Annotated in this window: 16 protein-coding genes; 4 read left to right on the top strand and 12 right to left on the bottom strand. The window is 60.2% G+C overall.

Going from position 1 to position 22,804, the window contains the following annotated elements:
- Positions 1-4: 4 nt before the first annotated feature.
- The 4 genes from OHL18_RS00890 to OHL18_RS00905 are packed head-to-tail and all read right to left on the bottom strand — an operon-like array spanning position 5 to position 4,696.
- Positions 5-940: an ABC transporter permease gene (locus OHL18_RS00890; protein ID WP_263372949.1), complete on the bottom strand. Its 936-nt coding sequence runs from the start codon at positions 938-940 to the stop codon at positions 5-7.
- Positions 937-2,040: an ABC transporter permease gene (locus OHL18_RS00895; RefSeq protein ID WP_263372950.1), complete on the bottom strand. Its 1,104-nt coding sequence runs from the start codon at positions 2,038-2,040 to the stop codon at positions 937-939. Before OHL18_RS00895 ends, OHL18_RS00890 begins: the two co-directional genes overlap by 4 nt.
- Positions 2,037-3,551, bottom strand: a complete 1,515-nt coding sequence (locus tag OHL18_RS00900) for an ABC transporter ATP-binding protein (protein WP_263372951.1) — start codon at positions 3,549-3,551, stop codon at positions 2,037-2,039. The genes OHL18_RS00895 and OHL18_RS00900 overlap by 4 nt, the downstream gene beginning before the upstream one ends.
- 2 nt (positions 3,552-3,553) lie before the next feature.
- On the bottom strand, positions 3,554-4,696 hold the full coding sequence (locus OHL18_RS00905) for a BMP family protein (RefSeq protein WP_263372952.1): 1,143 nt from the start codon (positions 4,694-4,696) through the stop codon (positions 3,554-3,556).
- A 65-nt stretch (positions 4,697-4,761) separates the two neighbouring features.
- On the opposite strand from OHL18_RS00905, the gene OHL18_RS00910 reads away from it, so the two are divergent.
- Positions 4,762-5,499, top strand: a complete 738-nt coding sequence (locus OHL18_RS00910; RefSeq protein WP_263372953.1) for a class I SAM-dependent methyltransferase — start codon at positions 4,762-4,764, stop codon at positions 5,497-5,499.
- Between the two features lie 15 nt (positions 5,500-5,514).
- Here the strand turns inward: OHL18_RS00910 and OHL18_RS00915 are convergent, their stop codons facing one another.
- Positions 5,515-7,920 carry a tetratricopeptide repeat protein gene (locus tag OHL18_RS00915; RefSeq protein ID WP_263372954.1) on the bottom strand — a complete coding sequence of 802 codons (2,406 nt, stop codon included), beginning with the start codon at positions 7,918-7,920 and terminating at the stop codon, positions 5,515-5,517.
- 324 nt (positions 7,921-8,244) lie between these two features.
- Between OHL18_RS00915 and OHL18_RS00920 the strand changes: the two genes are divergently transcribed.
- Entirely contained in the window at positions 8,245-10,623 is a 2,379-nt protein-coding gene (locus tag OHL18_RS00920; protein ID WP_263372955.1) for a glycosyltransferase family 2 protein, read from the top strand.
- A gap of 10 nt (positions 10,624-10,633) precedes the next feature.
- Here OHL18_RS00920 and OHL18_RS00925 read toward each other — a convergent pair whose 3' ends face one another.
- From OHL18_RS00925 to rfbF, 4 genes are read right to left on the bottom strand one after another with little or no spacing between them, the layout of a single operon-like run.
- Positions 10,634-11,560, bottom strand: coding sequence for an NAD-dependent epimerase/dehydratase family protein (locus tag OHL18_RS00925; protein ID WP_263372956.1), 927 nt, complete (start codon positions 11,558-11,560; stop codon positions 10,634-10,636).
- Complete coding sequence (rfbC, locus tag OHL18_RS00930) at positions 11,557-12,132, bottom strand: dTDP-4-dehydrorhamnose 3,5-epimerase (protein ID WP_263372957.1); 576 nt, start codon at positions 12,130-12,132, stop codon at positions 11,557-11,559. Before rfbC ends, OHL18_RS00925 begins: the two co-directional genes overlap by 4 nt.
- Positions 12,132-13,250 (bottom strand): CDP-glucose 4,6-dehydratase, encoded by a 1,119-nt coding sequence (gene rfbG / locus OHL18_RS00935; RefSeq protein WP_263372958.1) that lies wholly within the window; start codon positions 13,248-13,250, stop codon positions 12,132-12,134. The genes rfbC and rfbG overlap by 1 nt, the downstream gene beginning before the upstream one ends.
- Positions 13,235-14,005, bottom strand: a complete 771-nt coding sequence (gene rfbF, locus OHL18_RS00940) for a glucose-1-phosphate cytidylyltransferase (protein WP_263372959.1) — start codon at positions 14,003-14,005, stop codon at positions 13,235-13,237. The genes rfbG and rfbF overlap by 16 nt, the downstream gene beginning before the upstream one ends.
- A gap of 148 nt (positions 14,006-14,153) precedes the next feature.
- Here rfbF and rfbH point away from each other — a divergent pair, with 148 nt between their 5' ends.
- On the top strand, positions 14,154-15,491 hold the full coding sequence (gene rfbH, locus OHL18_RS00945) for a lipopolysaccharide biosynthesis protein RfbH (RefSeq protein ID WP_263372960.1): 1,338 nt from the start codon (positions 14,154-14,156) through the stop codon (positions 15,489-15,491).
- A 5-nt stretch (positions 15,492-15,496) separates the two neighbouring features.
- Positions 15,497-16,228 carry a glycosyltransferase family 25 protein gene (locus OHL18_RS00950; protein ID WP_263372961.1) on the top strand — a complete coding sequence of 244 codons (732 nt, stop codon included), beginning with the start codon at positions 15,497-15,499 and terminating at the stop codon, positions 16,226-16,228.
- A 3-nt stretch (positions 16,229-16,231) separates the two neighbouring features.
- Here OHL18_RS00950 and OHL18_RS00955 read toward each other — a convergent pair whose 3' ends face one another.
- Genes OHL18_RS00955 through OHL18_RS00965 form a run of 3 tightly spaced genes read right to left on the bottom strand, consistent with a single transcriptional unit; the run spans position 16,232 to position 22,804 of the window.
- Positions 16,232-17,110 (bottom strand): transglutaminase family protein, encoded by an 879-nt coding sequence (locus tag OHL18_RS00955; protein ID WP_263372962.1) that lies wholly within the window; start codon positions 17,108-17,110, stop codon positions 16,232-16,234.
- A 1-nt stretch (position 17,111) separates the two neighbouring features.
- Positions 17,112-19,607, bottom strand: a complete 2,496-nt coding sequence (locus tag OHL18_RS00960; protein ID WP_263372963.1) for a circularly permuted type 2 ATP-grasp protein — start codon at positions 19,605-19,607, stop codon at positions 17,112-17,114.
- Positions 19,604-22,804, bottom strand: a complete 3,201-nt coding sequence (locus tag OHL18_RS00965) for a transglutaminase family protein (protein WP_263372964.1) — start codon at positions 22,802-22,804, stop codon at positions 19,604-19,606. Before OHL18_RS00965 ends, OHL18_RS00960 begins: the two co-directional genes overlap by 4 nt.

The following is a 22,804-nucleotide window of genomic DNA, read 5'->3' on the forward strand; positions in this document are numbered from 1 at the left end:
TGCGCTACGCGTCCTTCAGGTAAGGCACAGTAAGCGCGGCGGGCCGTGCGTCGCGGCCTCCGAAGATGCCCGAGATGGCTAGGATCGTGACGACGTAGGGAATGGAGAGCAGTAGATCTTCGGGGAGGTGCGTGCCCAGCAGTTGCAGCGAGAGTTGGAGGGCGTCGCAGGTGCCGAAGACCATCGCGGCGAGCGCGGCCTTCCATGGACTCCAACGGCCGAAGATGACGATGCCGAGCGCGATGAATCCCTGGCCCGCGACGATGGAGTCGCGGAAGAGGCCGATCTGCGCGAGCACCAGATAGCCTCCTGCAAGCCCGGCGGCGGCACCGGAGAGGAGCGTGCCAAAGTATCGCATTCGCGGTACGGAGACGCCTGCGGCATCGGCTGCGCGAGGGTTCTCGCCTGCAGCCCGGAGGCCCACGCCAAAGCGGGTGTGGAAGAGTGCGAAGTGAGCGACGGCAACGAGGACGAGAGTGAGGTAGAGTGGAAGCGTCTGGCTGAAGATCGTTGGGCCGAGGATCGGCAGGTCGCTGAGCCATGGGATATGAACTGCCTGAAACATCGCGATGGGGCCGGCCGATGCGTGAGCAAGCGTGCGCCGATACACCGTCGCGGCGATGCCGAGCGCGAGCACGTTGAAGACGAGGCCGACGACCACCTGCGACGCCCGAACGGTGACATACATCCACGCGAGAAAGAGGCTGGCCGCAAGGCCGCTCGCCATGGCCGCGAGCAGAGGCAGCCACAAGCTGCCGGTGTGGATCGACGTCAGGTAGCTGGCTAGCGCGCCGAGCAGAAGGATGCCTTCGATGCCAAGGTTCAGAATGCCGGAGCGTTCGGCGAAGGTCTCACCCAGAGCGGCGAGAAGTACTGGGCCGCCGAGGCGGATGCCTGCGGTAAGCCAGGTAACGAGGAAGGCCTGACTGAAGGCGCTCATGCCTGCGTTGCCTCCTTCTTCGAGCGCAGGGCCCCGAGATTGAGGCGATAGGAACGAAGCATCGAGCTTGCGAGCACGAGAAGGACGATCAGCGATTGCAGGATAAAGGTGATGGAGCTGGGGATGCCTGCGCGGCGCTGCATCGCGTCTGCTCCGACGGTCATTCCGCCGTAGAGCAGCGCCGTGGGTATAACGGCGATCGGGTTTAGCTCCGCAAGTAGCGCGACGATGACGCCGGTAAAGCCGACGCCTCCGCTGATGCCATCCATGAGGCGGTGCTGCACGCCAAGGATCTCCGTGAGGCCGGCCAGCGCACCAAGGCCGCCGGAGATGGCCGCGGCGAACAAGGTGCGGCGTGGCACGTCGATGCCCGCGTAGCGCCCGGCGGCAGGATTCATGCCGCTCACCACAAGCTCGAAGCCAAGAGGAAGTTTGCGAAGCAGCATCCACACGAGCAACGCGGCGGCGATCGCGAGCAGGATGCCCGCATGCGCACGCGTGCCGGGGAGGATGAAGGCCAGCCAAGTCGCGTGGGGGAGTTGATCGGTCTCCGGCAGCGAGCCTGGGGCGCGCATCGGCCCGGCGACGAGGTACTTCACGATGAGGATCGCGACATAGTTCGACATCAGTGAGATGAGGACTTCGTTGCCGCCGAAGCGCGCTCGAAGGACGCCGGTAAGGCCCGACCAGAAAGCTCCCACGAAGAAGCTGAGGAGGATCGCGGCGGGAAAGAAGACGAAGGGCGACAGCGATGCGGCCCACTGTCCCGGCGCCGTTGCCAGAGCCAGCCATGCGGAGGCCGCTGCTCCGAGGGTGAAGCAGCCTTCAAAGCCAAGGTAGGTGAATCCGGAGCGCCACGCAACGATGGTGCCGAGAGCGATGAGTATGAGCGGCGTTGCTTTGACGATTGCGTAGCCGAAGCCACGCAGTGTAGCGAACGGCTCGTGGAAGAGCGCGTAGTATGCGGCGAAGGGATTCGCGCCGAAGTCGAGGAATAGAAACGATGCGATGAGCATTGCCGCTAGGACTGCAGCGAGCATGGTTGCCGCGATCGCAGTGGGCGAGTTGTTTGGAGTGAGACGGCGCTCGATGAGCTTCACGCGGACGCTCCCGCAAGTTCGAGCGGAGTGCCTGCCATCATCATGCCGAGCTGTTCGGCGGTCGCGCCTGCAGGATCGACGATGCCGACAATGCGGCCTTCGTACATCACCGCGATTCGGTCGGCGAGATTCAGCAGCTCTTCAAGCTCGGCTGAAATCAGCAGGATGGCCGTGCCTTTGGCGCGCTCGCGCAGAAGCTCTGCCCAGACCGATTCGATGGCTCCGACATCGAGTCCGCGCGTAGGCTGTTCGACGATGAGGACCTTTGGAGCGGCCATGATCTCGCGACCTAGTATGACCTTCTGCAGATTGCCTCCAGACAACTTGGAAGCGTGAGTTTCAGTGCTCGCACCGCGAACGCCGAAGCGGGTGATGATGCTTTGGGCCTTCGCGCGGATCGCGGCCTTGGCCAAGAATCCATAGCGGGTGTTGGCGCGTGGATGCGTCAGCATCGCGTTGTCCGCAATGGACAGATCAGCCACCGATCCAACGCCGCGGCGGTCCGCCGGTACATACGCAAGTCCGAGGGCGCGACGCTTTGCAACAGAGGATCTTGTGATGTCTTCGCCGTTGAGGGTGATGCTGCCGCTCTCAATGGGCCGGAGATTTAGCAGCGCCTGTGCAAGCTCGGACTGGCCGTTACCATCCACGCCGGCGATGCCAAGGATCTCGTGGGGATGCAGCTCCAGCGAGACGCTGTTGACCTTCTGCTGGCCTGCCTGGTCACGGACTGACAGGCCGTTGACGCTGAGCACGTATGGTCCCGGGGTGAGCCTCTGCTTACTCGCAGTGAGGTTGACGTCGCGGCCCACCATCAGTCGCGCAAGCTCCGGCCCGGTGGTGTCTTCGATCGCGACGCTGGCGACGTTGCGCCCATCGCGCATCACGGTCACGTGGTCGGCAAGCTCCATGATCTCGTGAAGCTTGTGCGTGACGATGAGGATGGATCGGCCCTCGGCGCGCAGTCCGCGGAGAACGGTGAAGAGGCGGTCCTTCTCGGGTGCAGTGAGTACGGCAGTCGGTTCGTCGAGGATAAGCACGCGGGCATCGCGATAGAGGAGCTTTAGTATCTCGACACGCTGCTGTACCCCGACAGGAAGAGTGCCAGTGACGGCGTCGGGATCGACCGCGAGATGGTGCTTCGCGCTGAGATCGCGAATTCGTGCGGCTGCTCGCTTGAGGTTGAGCATGGGGCCGCGGCCTTCGGTCAGGCCGAGGATGGTGTTCTCGGTGACGGTGAAGGTCGGCACAAGCATGAAGTCCTGATGCACCATGCCGATGCCAAGCGCGATGGCGTCCGCAGGCGAGGTGATCGAAACACGCTGGCCATCGAGCTTGATCTCGCCCGAATCCATGGAGTGGAAGCCGTAGAGGATCTGCATCAGCGTGCTCTTGCCTGCACCGTTTTCGCCGAGCAGAGCGTGTATCTCGCCTGACCGCACGGTGAGGTCGACAGCATCATTCGCGACGATGCCGGGGAATCGCTTCGTGATTTGGCTGAGCTGAATCATGGTTAAAGCGTTGCGACTGCTGCTGAGACGTCGATCCTACCCTGGGCAAGCCCCGACCATATCTGTTGAAACGTGGACCACGCCTGCGCGGAGACGAGAGATGGGTTGTATTCGCCGTGGGTGCCGGCGCGAAGGAGCCACATCCTGTCGACGCTCGGACGCCACTCTGTGCCGCCCGTGAAGGTGTGGCTCGCCACTGCGTTGGCGGTGGTGGTGACCATGCCGGCGAGGTTCATCTCGAAGCTGGTGGCGATGTGGTTGGGGGCAAGCGAGGTCTGGTCGGAGTAGCAACCCATGACCTTCACATGCGCCGACGGGGCGGACTGCGCGACGCCTTGAAGGACGCCGAGGCCGGTGACATCGGCGGCGTGCCAGATGACGTCGCAGCCACTGCCGATCAATGTGCTTGCGGCTTCGCGGCCTTTCGCTGCGTTGTCGTAATCGCCGGTGATGATGCCCAGGCCGCGGATTCCGGGCACGGTACGTTGCGCGCCCGCGATGAACGCAAGCTTCATGCGTTGCTGGTTGGGGTCGTCGGCACCGCCGACAAAGCCGACGGCCTGCCGCTTGTTGGAGATGAGCGCGGCCAACGCTCCCGCGCCATAGGCCGCATCGAAGTAGCCCATGTTGACGAACATCACATTGCGTGGAACCGGATGGTTGGGGATGAAGCTCGTAACAAAGTAATCGAGGTGAGGATAGTCGGGCGCGACATCGAGCAGGGCGCTGGAGAACTCAAAGCCATGGCCCAGAATGAGGTCGAAGCCATCGTCGGAGTAGCCGCGCGCCACCTGCTGGACCTGCGCGAGTGTAATGTCTTCAGCGTAAGTGGCATAAAAACGCGGGTCGGCGCGCAGCCGCTCGATGCCTTCATAGGCCAACTGTCCCCAGCCGCCATCGTTGATCACACCAGTGAGCAGGAGGACGACCTTTGTGGGGCGAGCCAGTGCCAGAGCGCGAGGCATGATGCCGCCGAGTGCAAGTGTGCTCGTCGAGTTAAGAAAGCTGCGCCGCGAGATTCGCAACGTCGGAGGCCTCTTATAGGATGGGGTGCGTTGCAGTGATTGTAGCGGCTGCGGAGTGCCGGCCCGAGCCAACTCCTCTAAATCGCTCTCGGGCGGGTAATCCGAGCGGTACCTTGTCACGATCGGTCATCCTCTCGCGACACGAATGTGAGAGCCTGTTGCAGGGCCGCAAGGGAGGTTAATTTATGCCAGCTTTGGAATGGAATCACTCGTACTGGGGTAAAGACTACGGTTGGAGCGAGGGTGGCGACGAGTGGAGCGTCACCTGGGGCGGCAGCGAAGCCCAGTGGTTTGGTTCGCTCTATCCACGTCTCCATCGAATGCTTCCGGCACGCCGCATCCTTGAGATCGCGCCGGGTCGGGGAAGATGGACGCAGTACCTCATCCCCATGTCTTCAGCCTTCATCGGCGTGGACCTCGCGGAATCCTGCGTGGTCGAGTGCAGCAAGCGATTCGCAAACGTCCCTCATGCGGGCTTCATTCAGAATGACGGCGTATCCCTCGCGGCAGTCCCCGATGGAAGCTTCGAGTTCATCTTTTCCTTCGACAGCCTGGTCCACGCTGAGTTGGATGTCATGCAGCGTTACATCCCGCAGATCGTCGCAAAGCTTGCGCCCGGCGGAAAGGCATTCCTGCATCACTCAAACTTCGCAGTATGCGACGATGGCGGAGAGCAGCCACCACACGGACGCGCCGCCTCGGTCTCAGGCGAGATCGTCGCGGACCTGGTCAAGCAGAGTGGCGGAAGGATGCTGGTAAGCGAGCTGATCAACTGGGGATCGATCGACACCATAGACTGCCTGAGCACGTTTGCGCGAGGCGACGAGCCGGGGCCGGAACATGTGCGCCTGACGAATCCGCGGTACATGGAAGAGGCTACGCTCATCCATGACTTTCAGAGTCCCTACTCCAGGCTCACTTAGTTTCCAAGCCTCAAATTAGTTAGCAGATTCAACCTGCGCGTTGACTTGCTCACTGTTGTCCATAAGAGCGCGCAAGCTCGATGCGACGCGGGCGAAGACCGGTGTCCAGCCTTCCTGGTTGAACTGGCGGAATAGCCTGGCGGTTGGGTACCATGGCGACTCTTCCCCTTCGAGTCCCCAGCGCCAATCGACCGGATCGTAGAGCAGAATCCAGACGGGCTTACCCATTGTGCCGGCAAGGTGAGCGACTGCTGTATCGACCGTAATGACGAGGTCGAGACCTGCGATGATCGCTGCTGTGTCGGCGAAGTCCTTGACGCTGTCGCAGTCTGCGATGAAGGTGAAGCCGCTGCTTTCCTCGTTCGCCTGTTGGGACGGCTCGCCGGTCTGAAGCGAGGTAAACTCGATTCCTTCTATCGCCTCAAGCTCGGCCCACTGCAACAGAGATGTGGAACGAAGGCGATCGCGCTTGTCCTTCTTGTTGCCTGCCCACACGATACCGACTTGCAACGTTGGCCTCGATTCAGACGGCAGCGAAAAGCGTTCTGCAAGAACGCTCGAAGGCGGCGGAATGGTGCCGGCGTTCGTGTCGAAGATGTACGGGAGGCTCATCAGCGGAGCGTACGTAGCGAACTCCGGCAACGCGTCCCCCTGTGCGATGCACTCCGCGACCCCAGGCAGACCTTGCAGCAGAGTTTGCAGCGAACGCTGCACTTCCAACACAACGCGGCCTCCCCGCTCGGCGACTAACTCCGCATAGCGAGCGAATTGCAGCGTGTCTCCCTGGCCCTGCTCTGCGTAAAGGAGGATTGTCTTACCATCGAGAGGCGAACCATCCCACTGCGGCTGATCGAAGGCGCGGTGCTGGTCGACAAACTTGTCCACCTGCTTGCGCCACTCGTACTCCTTCCAGCCTTCGTGGAACCGTCGATGCAACAGCAGCTTCTCGCCGAAGTTCCAGTGGTACTCCGCCGAATCCGGCTGTTCGCGCACTGTCGCTTCCAGCAGATCGAGACCTTCGGGATCGCCCAGCGATGACTGCACCAATCCCAGGTTGTGGCTTGCGATCGACGAGTCGCGGGAGATCGTCAAGGACTGGCGATAGAAGTCCGCGGCTTCCCTCAACTGGCCGCGATTCTGCGCAATGAAACCAAGCTGCGTGTACGAAGCGGCATTCCGCGGATTGAGCGAAAGTGCGTGCTGCAAGAGCTCAACGGCGGCCGATTCATCGCCAAAGAGGCTGAGGTGCTTTCCGAGATTGAAGAAGGCTTCATCAGACTTCGGATCGAGAGAGGTCGCTTTGCGGAACGCTGCCTCAGCATCGTCAAGCAACTTAAGATCGGCGAGCGTGGCACCAAGGTTGTTCCAGCCTGCTGCATCGGTCGGCGATAGCTCTGTCACCTTGCGATGCATCGCAGCAGCCTCTTCAAGCCTGCCATCGGCTCGCATCAGGTTGCCAAGTTCGAGATGGGCGCCGACATGGCGTGGATCGAGCGAAATCGCCTTCATCAAGTGACCTTCGCCCGCAGCCAGATCACCAAGCAGCACAGCCTGTTTCGCCAGATTGAACCATCCATCGCTGGAGCTGGCGGAGATCTCGATCGACTTCGTAAGCGCGGTCTTGGCCGCCTGATGCTGACCAAGCTCACTCAACGCCAGACCGAGATTGTTCTGAATATCTGACGCGCCCTTCGGCGATAGATCCAGCGCGATCCGGTACAACTCGATGGCTTCAAGAACGCGGCCATCCGCGCGCAGGACGTTGGCGAGATTGAAGTGAGCGTCAGGGCTCTCCGGATCGAGCCGGATCGCTGTGCGATAGCTCTCTTCGGCCTCCTGCGTCTTGTCGAGCAGCAGTTGCGCGTTTCCGGTCGCGATGAACGCAGGAGCGAATGAAGGATTCAGCTTAGAGGCCGTGAGGTAGCAGTTCAGGGCAAGCTGCGCATTGCCTTCGCGCTCTTCAAGACGGCCCACGGACATCTGCGCTTCAACAGAGCGGGCAGACAATCGCTGAGCGGTCTTCAAGGAGCGCCGCGCCTCCCTGTCCCCGCGTTGGAACTGCAGCTTGCCAAGATTCAAATGAGCATCGCCGTTCTGCGGATCGACACGCAGCGCGCGCCTGTAGCTCTTCTCAGCTCCAGCTGTGTCCCCACTCTTTGCAAGAAGATTGCCAAGGTTGTTGTGATAAGCCGACATGCGCGGCTTCAGCGAGATCGCTTCATCGATCAATCGCGCGCCGTTGGAGTAGTCCCCTTGTTGGCCTTTCAGCACTCCCAGCAGATGGAGCGCATCGGAGTTCCGAGGCTCGCGTGCCATAATCTGCAGATAGCACTGCTCCGCGCTTCCGAGATCTCCGCGCTGGTGCAATGCAATGCCTTTGGCCACCAGGTCCGTGACGGGCTGATTCAGAGATGCGATCAATGCTAAATCCTCTTCTAAACACCACGCTGTGAGATCGGCTGTGAAGGTGTCCCCCGAAGTATAGCTAGGCTGTTTCGAAACGCTGTACAACTTTACTGTCATCAAGAACGATGCCTGTCTTCGCTATCATCTTGAGTGTTAGCGTGCCCATCGAAGTAGCACGGTGCCCTGGCCTATGCCGGGATGAGATCGACCGTTATTGATTGTTGTGCTGCACTACCTGGCGTTCCTTCCCCTTTTACGAAAATACCTCGAACTCCTAACGGTCCAACGTCTCGCACTCACTTCATGGATGCTGCTTGAGACGAGAGGACAAGCTTCAGGATGAACAACACAGGTCATGAAAACCTTCCCAGGGTTCTCGGCATCACGATGGTCAAGAACGAGCGGAGCATCATCGAAGCGTTCGTTCGGCACAATATCCGCTTTCTCGAAAAACTGGTGGTGCTCGACAACGGCTCGATCGATGGAACGGGCGAGATTCTGGCTGAGCTGGCGGTGGAGTTCCCTGCCCTGATGGTCGTTCAGGATGAGCGCTTCGGGTACACCCAGTCCGACATCATGACCGCGATGTTGCATCAGTACCAGGCCGCGGTTCGCGCGGACTTCGTGATTGCAATCGATGCAGATGAGTTTCTGGATGTTGCGGATGACGCCTCCTTCTCTGCAGCGTTGAGTCAGATTCCCGCCAGCGGCTTCGGCCTCGTGCCCTGGTGTACGTATGTGGTCACGCCGGACTTCGACCCGGCATCCGAGCCTGACCCGTTGAAGGCCATGCACTGGCGGAGAAGGCAGGAGGCTCCGCAGTATTTCAAGGTAGTGATCCGGCTTGATGGTGCCTCTGCGACTGATCTCTCGCTGGTCCAAGGCAACCACATGATCCAGTCGCGGACTGCCAGGGAGATTCCCGGCGTCGTGATTCGGGGCTTGCGGATGCTTCACTATCCCGTGCGATCGAGAGAGCAGATCGTCGCCAAGACGGTCGTTGGCTGGATGGCGTACCTCGCCGTGAACCCGCAGGCGGGAGAGAGCAAGTTGGGCGATCAGTGGCGGACGAACTTCCGCCGCATCGTCTCCGGAGATCGCCTGGATCACCAGGCGCTGTGCGAGATGTCGCTGCTGTACTCGCAGACTCCACGAAAGATCGACTGGACCAGCGACGTCATTTACGAGCCATCGCGGCTTGTCTACGAGCGGCGATACTCTACGGGCCTCATGCTCGATACGGTTGAGCTACTTGCGCTCTCCTGGGAGCAATCGATCACCAACTCGCGACGCCTCGCGCCCACTGCAAAGATCGCCGCGCTGATCGGCGAAGAGAAGCCATTGGCCGAATCGGCCGAAGCCGTTGCTTCCGTCCTTCCTGCGGCTGAAGTTGTCCCTTCGCCCATTGCCGCGGTCGAGGAGTTGCTCGCCGAAGGCAAGATTGACGAAGCGCTGGAGCTGCTGAGCCAGTCCCTTGCGAAGCAGGAGACTGCGGAGCTATGGAACGACTGGGCGACCATTCAATGCGCTCGGGGACAGCATGATCTGGCTGAGCAAGGCTATCGCCGAGCGCTCTACCTCGAAGCGTCTCACCGGTCGTCCGCTGTGAATCTGGGCATCTTCCTCATGAGTCGCGGCAGGGTGCAGGAAGGAAGCAGCTTCATTCAGCAGTTTGCTTCAACGCTGACGAAAGATGAGCAGGATACAGTTGCAGCGCTCTCGGCATCGTTCGCAGGGACAGAGCAGGCACAGCAAGTGGCTGCGCCGCAGATTGCCTTTGCCCCGCAGAAGAAGCGTTTCCTTGTGGTGGTTCGCGCAGGAGATAATTCGCTTCATCCGCAGTGGCTGCAAGGTTCGGAGGCGAGGAACTGGGACATGATCGTCCACTCCTTCGGCAACGAGTGCCCGTGGCAGAACGAGGAGGGCGTCGAGATCATTCGCGCGTCCGGCGCGGAGATCCAGGGGCCCAAACTGCGCGCGATCCACGCTCTCTACGAACGAAAGAAAGATCACTTTCTCTCCTACGAGTATGTCTTCTTTCCGGATGACGATCTTGCCGCGGATATAGAGACCTTCAACCGCATCTTTCTTCTTGCCGATCACTTTGGGCTTCACTACGCTCAGCCCGCGCTTACGCACGACAGCTTCATGGGCGCGTGGGGAATCACGATGGAGAACCGGTCGTTCCTGTTGCGGTATACCAACTTTGTCGAGGTGATGGCTCCGGTCTTCAGTCGCGCCTATCTCCAACTCTGCGCTCCAAGCTTCATTGAAAATATTAGTGGCTATGGTCTCGACCTTCTATGGTCGAGCTGGGTTCCGTCGCCCTGGAAGATCGGGATCCTCGATGCTTGCCCGGTGAAACATACAAGGCCCTTCCGCGTTGGGAAGTTATACGAGACTTTGAAGGAATTGGGTTCGAATCCGGATCAAGAGCTGGTTGACTTGATCCGCAAGTGGAAGCTGGTCAAAGAAGAAGAGCAGATCGCGGGGAGAGTGGTGATTCCGACGGCCAAGATTACGGGCGGCATCCTGCGAAACCAGACGAAGGTAACAGTTCAGGATGGGCAGGGCATGCTCTTGCTGCAATCGCTCCTCAACGGTTTTCCAGAAGAGATCACGCGAGATCACGAACAAGCGATCGGCCTTCTGCTACCCGTAATCCAAGGCACGATGGATTGCTGGAGCAACTACCGTCTGGTGCAACCCACAAGCTAACTACCGGGCGCTAGGATCTCGGAGAGAATAGATTCTCCGCCAGCAGCAAGCGGCGCATGCCTTCACGCAGGCTGATCTTTGCGTGCCATCCCGGGAGTCGAGTTCCCTGCCACGGCTCCATCACTTCTCGGTCCCGATACGGTCGCGCGCCGAATGTGATCTGAAGCCTTTTCCCGGCAATCTCTTCGAAGATCGCGACAAGTTCACGCAAAGTGTGTCGCTCTTCGCTGCTGACTGCGTAGACCTCATGCCGTGGTTCCTCATGGTTCAGCAAGAGATTGGCAGCGCTGAGAAATGCAGTGCAGACATCGTCCACATGCGTCAGGTCTAGGACCTGATCTCCGAGGGACATGCCCATCGGCTCGCCGCTCTTCAGGGAATCGATGAGGAGAGCCAGGAGCTTGCGGCGGGTGTCGGCTGGGCCATAGGTATCGAAGAGCCGAAGCGTGATCGCCTTGATGCCTGCGGTCTGCACGTAGTAGATCAGGATGTCTTCGAAGGCCTGCTTGGTCGCGGCGTAGAGGTTGACTGGGTTATAAACTGCGCCACTAAAGTTCTGCCATGCGGTCCCGGTATTGACAAGCGCAGTTGCCTTTGCGAGGCGCATCGCCTCAAGCAGCTGTGTGCCGAAGAGGATATTCGAAGAGATCAGCGGCGCGATCTGAGCGGCGTCATGTTGAGCAAGAAAGAGTGACCCAAGGTGAAAGACGACCTGTGGCCGAAACTCAGCAACAGCTTCAACCACTTCAGAGGTCTGTCCGGTATAGGTGTAGACCTTTGGCCCCGCCGGATTCGAGGCTAGGTCCGAGGCAGATGCAGTGCGCGCGATGACCGCGATTTGCCATCCTTCGCGGCTAAGGCGGCCAAGCAGATGTGACCCGATAAAACCGGACGCTCCGGTGACGATCGCGCGTGGAGACTCTACCAGCGGGTTCATAGTTTGAACGGGCTTTCGAAGAAGGAAAGCGGCTGAAGCAGCCTATCTCGCTGGGAGAGTATGGGATCGCTTATTGGCCAGGGGATGTTAGCGGAGTCCCAGCGTATGCCCGCATCGTGCGTGGGCGAATAGACGCTTGACTGCTTGTAGTAGAGAAGAGCTTCGTCGGAGGTCACGCAGAAACCATGTGCGAAGCCTGGCGCAAGATAGACTGCGTTCGACGCCGCGCCGCTCAGGTGGATCACGGCGTGTTCACCATAGGTGGGGGATCCTTTGCGAAGATCGACCGCTACATCGAATACCTCGCCCTTCGCGCAGAACACTACCTTGGCATGCTGCATAGGAGGGAGCTGAAAATGCAGCCCACGAATCGTTCGACGCACCGAATATGTCAGGTACTCCTCTTGGAATTCCGTACAGAGGCCATGCTCTTCCCATAAAGGCTTATGGAATATCTTGGCGAAGAATCCACGCTCGTCCTCAATGACGGTAGGCCGTATCTCAAAGCAGCCTTCGAGCGACGTAGCTACGAATTCGAGCTTTGGGCGCGGCAATTCGATCGGCGGCTGCATCAGCTGCGCCTCAACAGGTGTTCATAAGCAGCGATCTGCCGTAGAGTGAAGTCCTGCATGTTTGAAACGGATTGTTCGTGCGGCTGCCAGGCGCGGTACCAATCCACCAGCCACTCAAGCGCAGTATCGAGCCGCAACTGAGGAACCCAGCGCAGGTGATGCGTTGCGCGACTGATATCAAGCTTGAGGTAGTGGGCTTCATGCGGGCCGCTGTACTCTTCGAAGCTATAGCTCGCACCACTACCCCAGAGGGATGCCATGCGATCGGCGATCCAGGATACGGTCCGGGCATCATCCTGCATCGGGCCGAAGTTGTATGCCGTGGCAAACTCGCTCCGCGCCTCTGGGGAACCCGTTAGCAGTTTCTCCGCCAGGCGAATGTATCCATGCAGAGGCTCAAGCACGTGCTGCCATGGACGAATGGAGTGGGGATTGCGTATAGCAACTGGCTTCCCGGAGAGAAAGCCGCGAACGAGATCCGGGATGAGGCGGTCGCTTGACCAATCGCCGCCACCAATCACATTGCCAGCTCGCGCGGTGGCAATGGCTACGCCATGCTCCGAGAGCTTTTGAGGATGAAAGTACGACTGGCGAAACGATGCGGCCACAAGTTCCGCACACGCCTTCGAACTGGAGTAAGGGTCATAGCCTCCAAGTGGATCCGTCTCACGGTAGGGCCAGAGCCACTCTCTATTTTCGTAGCACTTATCCGTCGTGATGCAGACCACTGCCCGAACGGAAGGCGCGCGTCGCATCGCGTCGAAGAGATGGGCCGTCCCCATGACATTGGTGCTGTAGGTTTCGATGGGCGACTCGTACGAAGTGCGCACCAGAGCCTGCGCGGCGAGGTGAAAGATGACCTCAGGCGCGAACTCGCACATAGAGTGCTCGAGCGCACTAGCATCGCGAATATCTCCGCGGATGTCCTCAACCATGGAGGCGACGCGCGCTGTGTCAAAGAAGCTTGGTTGAGTCGCAGGATCGAGCGAGTAGCCCCGCACCTCCGCGCCGAGCCGCGTAAGCCAAAGCGCCAGCCATCCGCCCTTGAAGCCGGTGTGCCCAGTGAGGAAGACTCGTCTGCCCTTCCAGAAGGACGCGTCTGTTACCAACTCTTCCATGGCGCCGATCCTTTGCTCCACAGCTCTTCAAGTTGCATCTTGTCTCTTAGCGTGTCCATTGCCTGCCAGAAGCCGCGATGATGGAAGGTACACACCTCACCTTGCGAGACAAGCGTCTCCAGGGGTTCGCGTTCAAACATCTGGCTGTCGTCGGTGACGGCTTCAATCGCCTCTGGCGACAGGACAAAAAAGCCGCCGTTGATCCATCCGGCTTCGTCGGGCGGTTTCTCCTGGAACGATGTGACAGTCGTTCCATCGAGACCAAGAACGCCGTAGCGCGACGAAGGCTGAACGCTCGTGATCGTGACGAGCTTTGAATGCTCTTTGTGGAAGGCGATCGAGGCCCCTATGTTGACGTCGGAGACGCCATCGCCATAGGTCATGCAGAAGCTCTCTTCGCCCTCGAGGTATTGAGCCACGCGGCGCAATCTTCCTCCTGTTCCGCTGGTGTCCCCGGTATCAACGAGCGTCACGCGCCAGGGTTCCGCGGCCGAGCCATGGACTGTCATCTTGTTGTTCGTCATATCGAAGGTAACGTCGGAGGTATGAAGGAAGTAGTTTGCGAAGTACTCCTTGATGACGTAGCCCTTGAAGCCGCAGCAAATAATGAAGTCGTTGATGCCGTAGTGCGAGTAGAGTTTCAAGATGTGCCACAGGATGGGACGGCCGCCGACTTCGACCATCGGCTTGGGGCGAACGCTGGTCTCCTCGGCGATGCGAGTTCCCATGCCTCCCGCAAGGATTACTGCCTTCATGCGCGACTTCCTCCGTCAAGCCCATCATAGTCGTGGAAGCCTTGCTTTCATGTTGCTTGCGAAGGTGCGGGCATGACCCAAACGGGGGATGACCTTGTGTGAACTCATCGCTGTGAGCGGCGATTGAAGATGTATTCTGAAGGCACCCATGACGGAAAAAGCCAGCGAACTCCGCAAGCAGATCCTCGAGCTGACGGCTCTGTACCATGCGGAGGCGTTCCCTGAGACCGCCTTCGAGCCGGGCCGGTCCGCAGTGCCAGTATCGGGCAAGGTCATCGACGCGGAAGACATCGCCTCGGTGGTCGACTCCGCGCTGGACGGATGGTTTACTACAGGCCGATTCGCGAAGGAGTTCGAGCGCAAGCTGGCGAAGTTTGTGGGAGTACGCTCCGCGAGCCTGGTCAACTCCGGCTCGAGCGCCAATCTTGTAGCTCTTAGCGCGTTGACGTCTCCGAAGCTCGGCGACCGCGCGTTGAAGCGAGGGGACGAAGTCATCACCGTGGCCGCGGGATTCCCGACCACCGTAAATCCCATCTTTCAGAACGGCCTGGTTCCGGTGTTTCTCGATGTCAACTTGCAGACCTACGACATCGATTGCAGCAAGCTGGAAGAGGCGTACAGCCCCAAAGTAAAAGCCGTCATGATCGCTCATACTCTGGGCAACGTTTTTGATCTGGATGCAATTACCGCTTTTTGCAAGAAACACAATCTATGGCTTGTCGAAGACTGCTGCGACGCTCTGGGGTCGGCTTATAAGGGGCAGCATGTAGGCACCTTCGGAGATATCGCCACGGTAAGTTTTTATCCCGCACACCACATCACCATGGGTGAAGGCGGCGCGGTGCTTACAAACAAGCCCGCGCTTCAGGTATTGATTGAGAGCTTCCGCGACTGGGGCCGCGACTGCTGGTGCGAGCCCGGCAAGGATAATACCTGCGGCAAGCGGTTTGACTGGCAACTCGGCACGCTGCCTTGTGGCTACGACCACAAGTACACGTATAGCCACGTGGGCTATAACCTGAAGGCGACTGATATGCAGGCCGCACTTGGAGTCTCTCAGATTGACAAACTTCCGCATTTTATTGAACGGCGCAAAGAAAACTTCAAATATTTGGCGGAAAAGCTGACTCCTTTAGAGGAATATCTTCTGCTGCCAGTAGCTGCTGAACACTCGGACCCTAGCTGGTTCGGATTTCCCATCGCGGTCAAGCCCGATGCCCCTTTTACTCGCGACCAACTGACTCGGGCACTTACAGCGAAGGGCATCGGAACGCGTCTGCTCTTTGCGGGGAACCTGCTGCGACAGCCGGCCTATGAAGGCTATAAGCACCGAGTAGTTGGAGACTTGAAGAACACAGACTTTGTGATGAACCAGGTCTTCTGGATCGGCGTCTATCCTGGGCTGAGTAAGCCTATGCTGGATTTCATGGTCAGCGTGATCGCGGAGTTTATTCAATCGGCTAAAGATGGCTTGCTGACGATCTGACGACCATGCGCATATCGCTTATCAATCTGGAAAGAAGCACAGAGCGCCTCGCTTCGTTCCTTGAGATCAACAAGCATCTCTCCGATGTCTACCGCGTCCCTGCTGTGGATGGCAGCACTCTCGACCGCGGAAAGCTGCGCGAAGGGGGTATTCTGGCCGACGAGATGCCTCTCTACACGAACGGCGCCCTTGGCTGCGCGCTGTCACATCTCGCCCAATGGAATCTCGCCGCGAACAACGATCGCTTCGTTACGATCGCGGAAGATGATGCGATCTTTCATCTTCAGTTTGAGCCGCTGGCCGAGAAGGTCATCGCATCGCTGCCGCCTGATTGGGACATCATTCAGTGGGGATGGAACTTCGACTCGATCCTAGCGTTTGACCTGATGCCAGGGATCTCTAACTCGGTCGCGGTCTTCGACCAGGTGAAGCTAAGAGAGAACGTCGCTGCCTACATGCAGCTTCCCGTGACGCCGGTTGCGTATCGGCTGCAGCGTTCGCTGGGGACCGTCTGCCAATCGATCTCCCCTACTGGAGCGGCGAAGCTGCTCCGGCACTGCCTGCCGATCCGGCCCATGGAAGCCTTCTACCCCATATTGAACCGAAGCCTTCCGAACACGGGAATCGACAATATGATGAACGACCTTTACCCGCAGATGAATGCTTACGTCTCCTTGCCGCCTTTGGTCATCACGAAGAATGAGATCGGCGCGTCGACGGTACAAGGGAATCGCTAGCGGCTAAGTGCCCAGCGGCACCATATCCACTTCGACCTTCAGGGTGTTGTCGCCTCCACCGAGGATGAGCCCTCGCAAAGGACTGACGTCGCCATAGTCTCGCCCCCACGCAAGCGTCACATGGCCATCCGTGGGCGCGACATTGTTGGTCGGGTCCATGTCGAGCCAGCCCTGGCCTCGGCTGTATGCGGAGATCCACGCATGCGAGGCGTCCGCGCCTACCAGCCGGGGTTTACCGGGAGGCGGGTAGGTACGCAGATAGCCGCTCACATAGCGGGCCGCCACGTTAATCGAACGCAGGCAGGCGATCTCCACATGGGCGAAGTCCTGACAGACGCCGTGGCGCTTTTCGAAGACCTCTTCTGTCGAAGTGCGGACGTTCGTCGCCTTCGAATCGAAGCGGAAGTCTTTGTGGATGCGTGAGGTGAGCTCCATGAGCGCTTCGGCCATCGGTCTTCCTGGCGTGAAGGACTCAAGCGCATATCGCCTGAAGTGTTGATTCAGCCTTATCCGTGGCGAAGCGAATTGAAACTGATGAGCGGCCAGACCTTCCACGGTGTGGTCTTCTGCCAGGGGCGTCGCGGAGTCTTCCCATGCAAGCGAGGGTCCGCTCGACAGCCTTGTCTCGCGATCGACTTGGACCTGGCTCGTCGCCTCTACGATGAGTTCCTTATGCGGCTCTTCAACGGTAAAGAACGAAAGCACGTTGCCAAAGTAATCGGTGCGTTCTGTATAGGCCGTGGGCGCAGGGTGAATGCGCAGCGTGTTCTGCAACACCACATTTTGCGAGAAAGACCGAGGCTTGAGGCACGCCACATGCTCGCCGACAGAGACAGGATACGAGTAGCGATAGGTCGTCCGGTGGCTGACGTTGTAGAGCATCTCAGTCGTTTCCAATCGTGATGGGCAACGTGCGCGCATGGCTGAAGTAGTGGCTGGAAAGATTGTTCGACCACGAGGGCAGCAGGTTTTCGAGCCGCTCCAGAAGATGGTCGATCTCTTCATAAGCATTCGAAGGAGAAGAGCCGGGCTGGCTCGTCGTGTTCGATAAGGCACGCAGGTCAATGCGCTTCAGGGAGTCCACCGCATCGCGGATGGCCTGCAACTCTTCCGGTAGATGGCGAGGCAGCTTCGCGTAGAGATCGGCCAGATGATCGAGCTGGAAGTAGAGGGATCGCGGGTTTGTATCGTCCGCCATGAGGACATCGAGCACAGCGAGCGGCTGTAGGACTGCGTAGTAGCGATTGCGATAGGTCACCGTGCTGTCGGCGACCTCGAGCAGGCGGTCGAGATAGCCCCAGTCTTCCGCGGCGAGGGGTTTGGTGATCTGTCGCAGCTCGCGGGTCTGGTAGATCGCACGCTCCAGCCTGCGACCGATGCTCAGGAAGAGCCATCCCGAGCCTCGAATGACGTTCTCGCGCTCCATCCCAGAGAATGCCGAGAGCAACTCAAGGCACTTGGTCAGCATGGCCGCGTAGCTGGTGAGGAACGTACCTTTCTGCGGTCGAATGGAGCCACGCATCTGTCCCAGCAACAGCGTCATGTCTGCGGAGAGGCGCTCACGCACGCTTTCGCCAATCCGCGACACCTCGTCCAGTGTCGCAGGCAGGCCGTCGGTGCGCTTGCGGTCGGTCAACAGCGCAAGCACCTCTTTCCGCAGCGTTTGAAAGCTGGGATGACCACGCCGCCCCTTCGATCGCTTCGCGGAACGAGAACCCAGGCAACTGACGAGGCATATCAAGCCGCCGAGTTCTGCGTCCTCCGCGAGAGGGAGACGCGGAATGATAGAGCGAAGAATTCGCGCCTGGTTCTCCGCTCGTTCGACATAACGTCCGAGCCAGAAGGTGTTGTCAGCAACGCTGCTGGGAACGACCAGCGGCGCACGTCGTAACTCGACAGGCTCGTTGCGCGGACGCAGCAGGCTGAAGGTGTCCACGGGCCCGTCGGAGAGTACCCATGCGTCCTTGCTGTGGCCTCCCCTTTGCATGGAGACGACGGAGCCCTGGGCTTCAGCGACCCGCACCAGGCCGCCCGGGAAGGCAACCCAGCCGTTGCTGGTGTTGATGACGTACGTGCGCAGCACGACGGCGCGGGAGTGCAGGGACTGATCCTCCCATACCGGCGCGGTCGAGAGCTGCACCTGCTCCTGGGCGACGTACTCGTTGGGCCGGCTGCGCAGCGTGCGCAGGAACTCTTCCCGTTCCGCGCCTTCGAGAGTGGAGCCGAAGACCGGTTCCATGGTGCTCGATGAGAACGCTGCCTTCACCACGACGGATTGCAGATTGTCACAGACCCAGTTCAGGGCGCTCTCCTGCCCGCACCACCAGGTTGCGACGGAGGGAAGCTTCAGCTTCTCTCCCAGCAGATGCCTTGCGAGTCCGGGCAGAAACGGCATGATCGCGGGGGATTCGATCACCCCGCTGCCGAGGGCGTTGGCCACTTTTACATTGCCCGCGACCACCGCTTCCACCAGGCCCGCGACTCCCAGCAACGAATCGCCACGCAGCTCCAGCGGATCACAGAAGTCATCATCCACGCGGCGCAGGATCACGTCGACCGGCTCCAGGCCGCCCACGGTCTTGATGAAGACACAGCGGTCGCGAACGGTCAGGTCCGCGCCTTCGACCAGCGTGAACCCGAGATACTTCGCGAGATACGAGTGCTCGAAGTAGGTCTCGTTATGAGGACCCGGCGTAAGCAGAACGATCCGTGGATTCGTTTTGTCCGAGAGCTGAACCAGCGCCTCGCGCTGTGCCCGGAAGAAAGGCGCGAGCCTTTGTACGTTCGAGGTGCGGAAGAGCTCTGGAAGAAGCTCGGAGACGATGAGACGGTTTTCCAACGCGTATCCGCTGCCGGACGGTGCCTGGGTGCGGTTTGCCAGCACCCACCACTTGCCGTCGGGCGATCGAGCGAGATCGACCGCCAGCATATGCAGGCGGCTCTGACTCGGGACCTCAACGCCAACCAGGGGTCGGAGAAATGCAGGATTGGCGTAGAGCAGCGCCGCCGGAAGCAAGCCTTGCTTCAACAGGCTCTGCGAGCCATAGACGTCATCGAGCAGGAGGTTGAGAAGCTCCGCGCGCTGGATGATTCCGGCCTCGATGTAGCTCCACTCCTCGTGTGGGATCAGGAGCGGAACGAGGTCGATCTTCCATGGCCGATGCGCTCCGAGCGGATCACCGTACATGTTGTAGGTGATCCCGTTCTCGCGGATGCGCTGCTCGGCCTGGGCCCAGCGATAGGTCAGTTCCGCGGGGCCGATCGACTGCAAAGACTCCATCAGTCTTGCCCAGTGCGGGCGCGGCGTAATGCCGTCCGCAGAGGACTCCTCGTAGGCCTCTGCGTAGCGCAGGGGAGACTGATAGAGATCTCCGATCATGCCTTGTCCTTCTTGCCGCCGTCGTCAGCGGGGAATGGCTGCCAGCGCAGGTCAAGCGTCATGGGGAAGACCTGATTGTTCTCCTGCGGAGGAGCTGCCATGTGTCCCTCAGGCGGTGTGGCGACCACGAAACGCCGCAGACGGCGCTCCTTGGCCTCGGATGCGTTCGCGGGACGGTTGAAGTAGAGCGTGCCGTCGGGCTGGTTCGCGTAGTAGATGCAGCGACCGACGGAACGATCCTTCCAGGTGTCGATCAGGTCGAAGGTCAACGGCGTGTGCACCGGGATGGTGGGGTGGAGCGTGGCGGACAACATGCGCGCACGATACCGGATGCCGGCGAGCAACTCGTCGGGCTGGCCTGAGGGGTGCAGCGGCACTCTTCGGCCATTGCACGAGACCGCGTAACGCGAAGACGCGCCGAAGCCGTTCACTTTGACCTGTAAGCGTTCGAGCGACGAATCGACGCTGCGGCCGGTGCCGCCGGAGGTGGTCTCTTCGGCGAGAACGTTCCAGGGTTCAAGCGCCTGCCGCAGTTCGAGGCGAACTCCGTCGGCTTCGATCATTCCGATCTTGGGGAAGCGGAACTCGAGCTGCGCGGCAAACCATCTCTCCGGGAAGAGATATCCAGCGTCGCGAAGGCTGGCGAGAACATCGAGGATGTCGCGCTCGACAAAGTGAGGCAGCATGAAGCGGTCATGCAGAGCGGTCCCCCAGCGCAGCAGGCTGCCGGTGAACGGCTGCTTCCAAAAGACGGCGAAGAGAGCGCGGACGAGCAGGGTCTGAAGCAGCCCCATGCGATAGTGCGGAGGCATCTCGAAGGCGCGAAGCTCCAGCAAGCCAACTCGGAGGCCCTGGCCGACGGGCGGAAAGAGCTTGTCGATGCAGAACTCTGCTCGATGGGCGTTGCCGGTGACATCGACCAGCAGATTGCGGAAGAGGCCGTCGACGATCTCCGGCGGGCAGCCGTCGGGCGGGAGATGGCTGAATGCCAGCTCCAGCTCGTAGAGCGCGTCGGTGCGGGCTTCATCGACGCGGGGGTACTGGCTGGTCGGCCCTACGTACATGCCGGCGAAGAGATAGGAGAGCGACGGATGGTTCTGCCAGAAGGAGACCATGCTGCGCAGAACGTCCGGACGCCGCAGGATCGGGCTGTCGGCAAGCGTTGGTCCGCCCAGAGTGATGTGGCTGCCGCCGCCTGTTGCCAGATGCGTTCCGTCGTAGCCGAACTTGCCTGCGATGAGGCGATGTTCGTGGGCCTCATCGGCGAGCACCTTGTTGAGCATCTCCAACTCATCCCATTCGGAGGTCGCGGGTAGATTGACTTCGAGCACTCCGGGGTCCGGAGTCAGGCTGAAGACGCGCGTTCGCAAGTCGAACGGGGCCGAGTAGCCTTCCACCCATACCGGCTTGTTTAGATAGGCGCTCGTCTCTTCGATGGCTGCGATCAGGTCGAGATAGTCCCCCAGAATCGCGACGTAGGGCACGAAGACATGCAGCCTACCCTCGCGCGCCTGAACACAGAGGGATGGTCGAATGAGTTCCGGCGCGGAGGCTGCGTCGGCTGCGATCGCTGGCAGAGGATCGGGTGCGGGGTTCAGGCCGAACATCTCCGGCCGACGGGTCACCGTCTTCGGCAGAGCTACCTGGCCGTCCGCATCCAGCTCATAGGTCACGGAGTCCGGCGCTACCCAGGGCATGCTCTCAACCGGAATTCGATACCCAATCGGCGAGTCGCCCGGCGACAAGGTAAACCTCTCGGGCCGGTCGAACCATAGCTGGCTGGACCAGCTCAATCGTCCCTCTGGCTGACGCCGTCGCAGCGGCAGGATGTATCCGGCGGGAACTTCATCCTCGCTGAACGGTTCCATGGCAGGCAGGATGTTCTCCGGCTGCGCTCCGAGGCGGCGGCTGAGAGCTTCCAGGAACGCGAGCGCGTCGGCGTTGCTATAGCCATCGTTCTTGCTCTCGAGAGCGAAGAGATCGGCGTTCTCCCAGACAGGAACGCCGTCCTTGCGCGAGATGCAGTGAAACGCCCATCGTGGCAGCGGCTCGCCGGGATACCATTTGCCCTGGCCAAGATGAAGCAGGCCTCCGGTGGCGGTGCGCTGGCGCAGCGAACGGATCAGTCCCAGTCCCGCGCGGCGCTTGTTGGGGCCAAGCGCGGCTACGTTCCACTCGGCGTTCTCCGGCTCGTCGACGCCGACGAAGGTGGGCTCGCCGCCCATCGTCAGGCGCACATCGTGCGCTTTGAGATCGCGATCGACCTGGTAGGCGAGCTCACGTACCTGCTGCCAGTCCTCTTCGCTGAAGGGCGCAGCGAGGCTTGGCACGGCGTCCAGTCTGCGTATCGTCAACACGTGAGTGAACTCGACTCCTGCCGGCTCCACGGTGCCCATGATCGGAGCAACGTCGCTTGGCGTCGTTCCGCAGGCAAGCGGGATGTGGCCTTCGGCCGCCAAGAGGCCAGAGGTTGGGTCCATGCCAATCCAGCCCGCGCCGGGAAGATAGACCTCTACCCAGGCGTGGAGATCGACCGAGTCGGTCTTGCGGGCATCCTCTCCGGCGGTGTCGTTCGCGAGTTGAATGAGATATCCCGAGACAAAGCGAGCTGCGATTCCCATCTGACGGCATAGCTGCACCAGCAGCCAGCTTGAATCGCGACAGGAGCCTGTGCCCAACTGCAGGGTCTCCTCGCAGCTTTGCACGCCATGCTCCAGCCGCGTCGTGTAAGAGACGGTGTCGCGCACTTTGGCATTCAGATTGAGCAGGAACGTGACGGTCGACCCGCTCTTGTTCAATTCTCGAAGAAACCGGCTGACCAGAGGCCCTGCAAGCTCCGGGGCCAGAAATGATTTGAGGTCGCGCTCGACCTCAGCTTTGTACTTGAACGGGACGTTCTCTGCTCCGGGTTCGAGGAGGAAGTCGAACGGATTGACCGGTGCCATATCCGTGACCAGATCCACGTTCGCCGAAAACTCCGCTGTCTTGCTGGGGAAGATGGCCCTGGCGATGTGGTTTGCCAGCGGATCGAACTGCCACGACACGAGGGCGTCGGATGGGGTGATCTCCAGCGAGTAATTCAAAATGGGTGTGCGGCAGTGCGGCGCAGGCCGCAGGAGAATCGTCTGCGGCCCCAGCGAGACTGGCCGTTCGTAGCGGTATCGCGATTCGTGGTGCACTGCGATCTTTGTTCCCAT

The organism is Granulicella aggregans (assembly GCF_025685565.1).
GTDB classification, from domain to species: Bacteria; Acidobacteriota; Terriglobia; order Terriglobales; family Acidobacteriaceae; genus Edaphobacter; species Edaphobacter aggregans_B.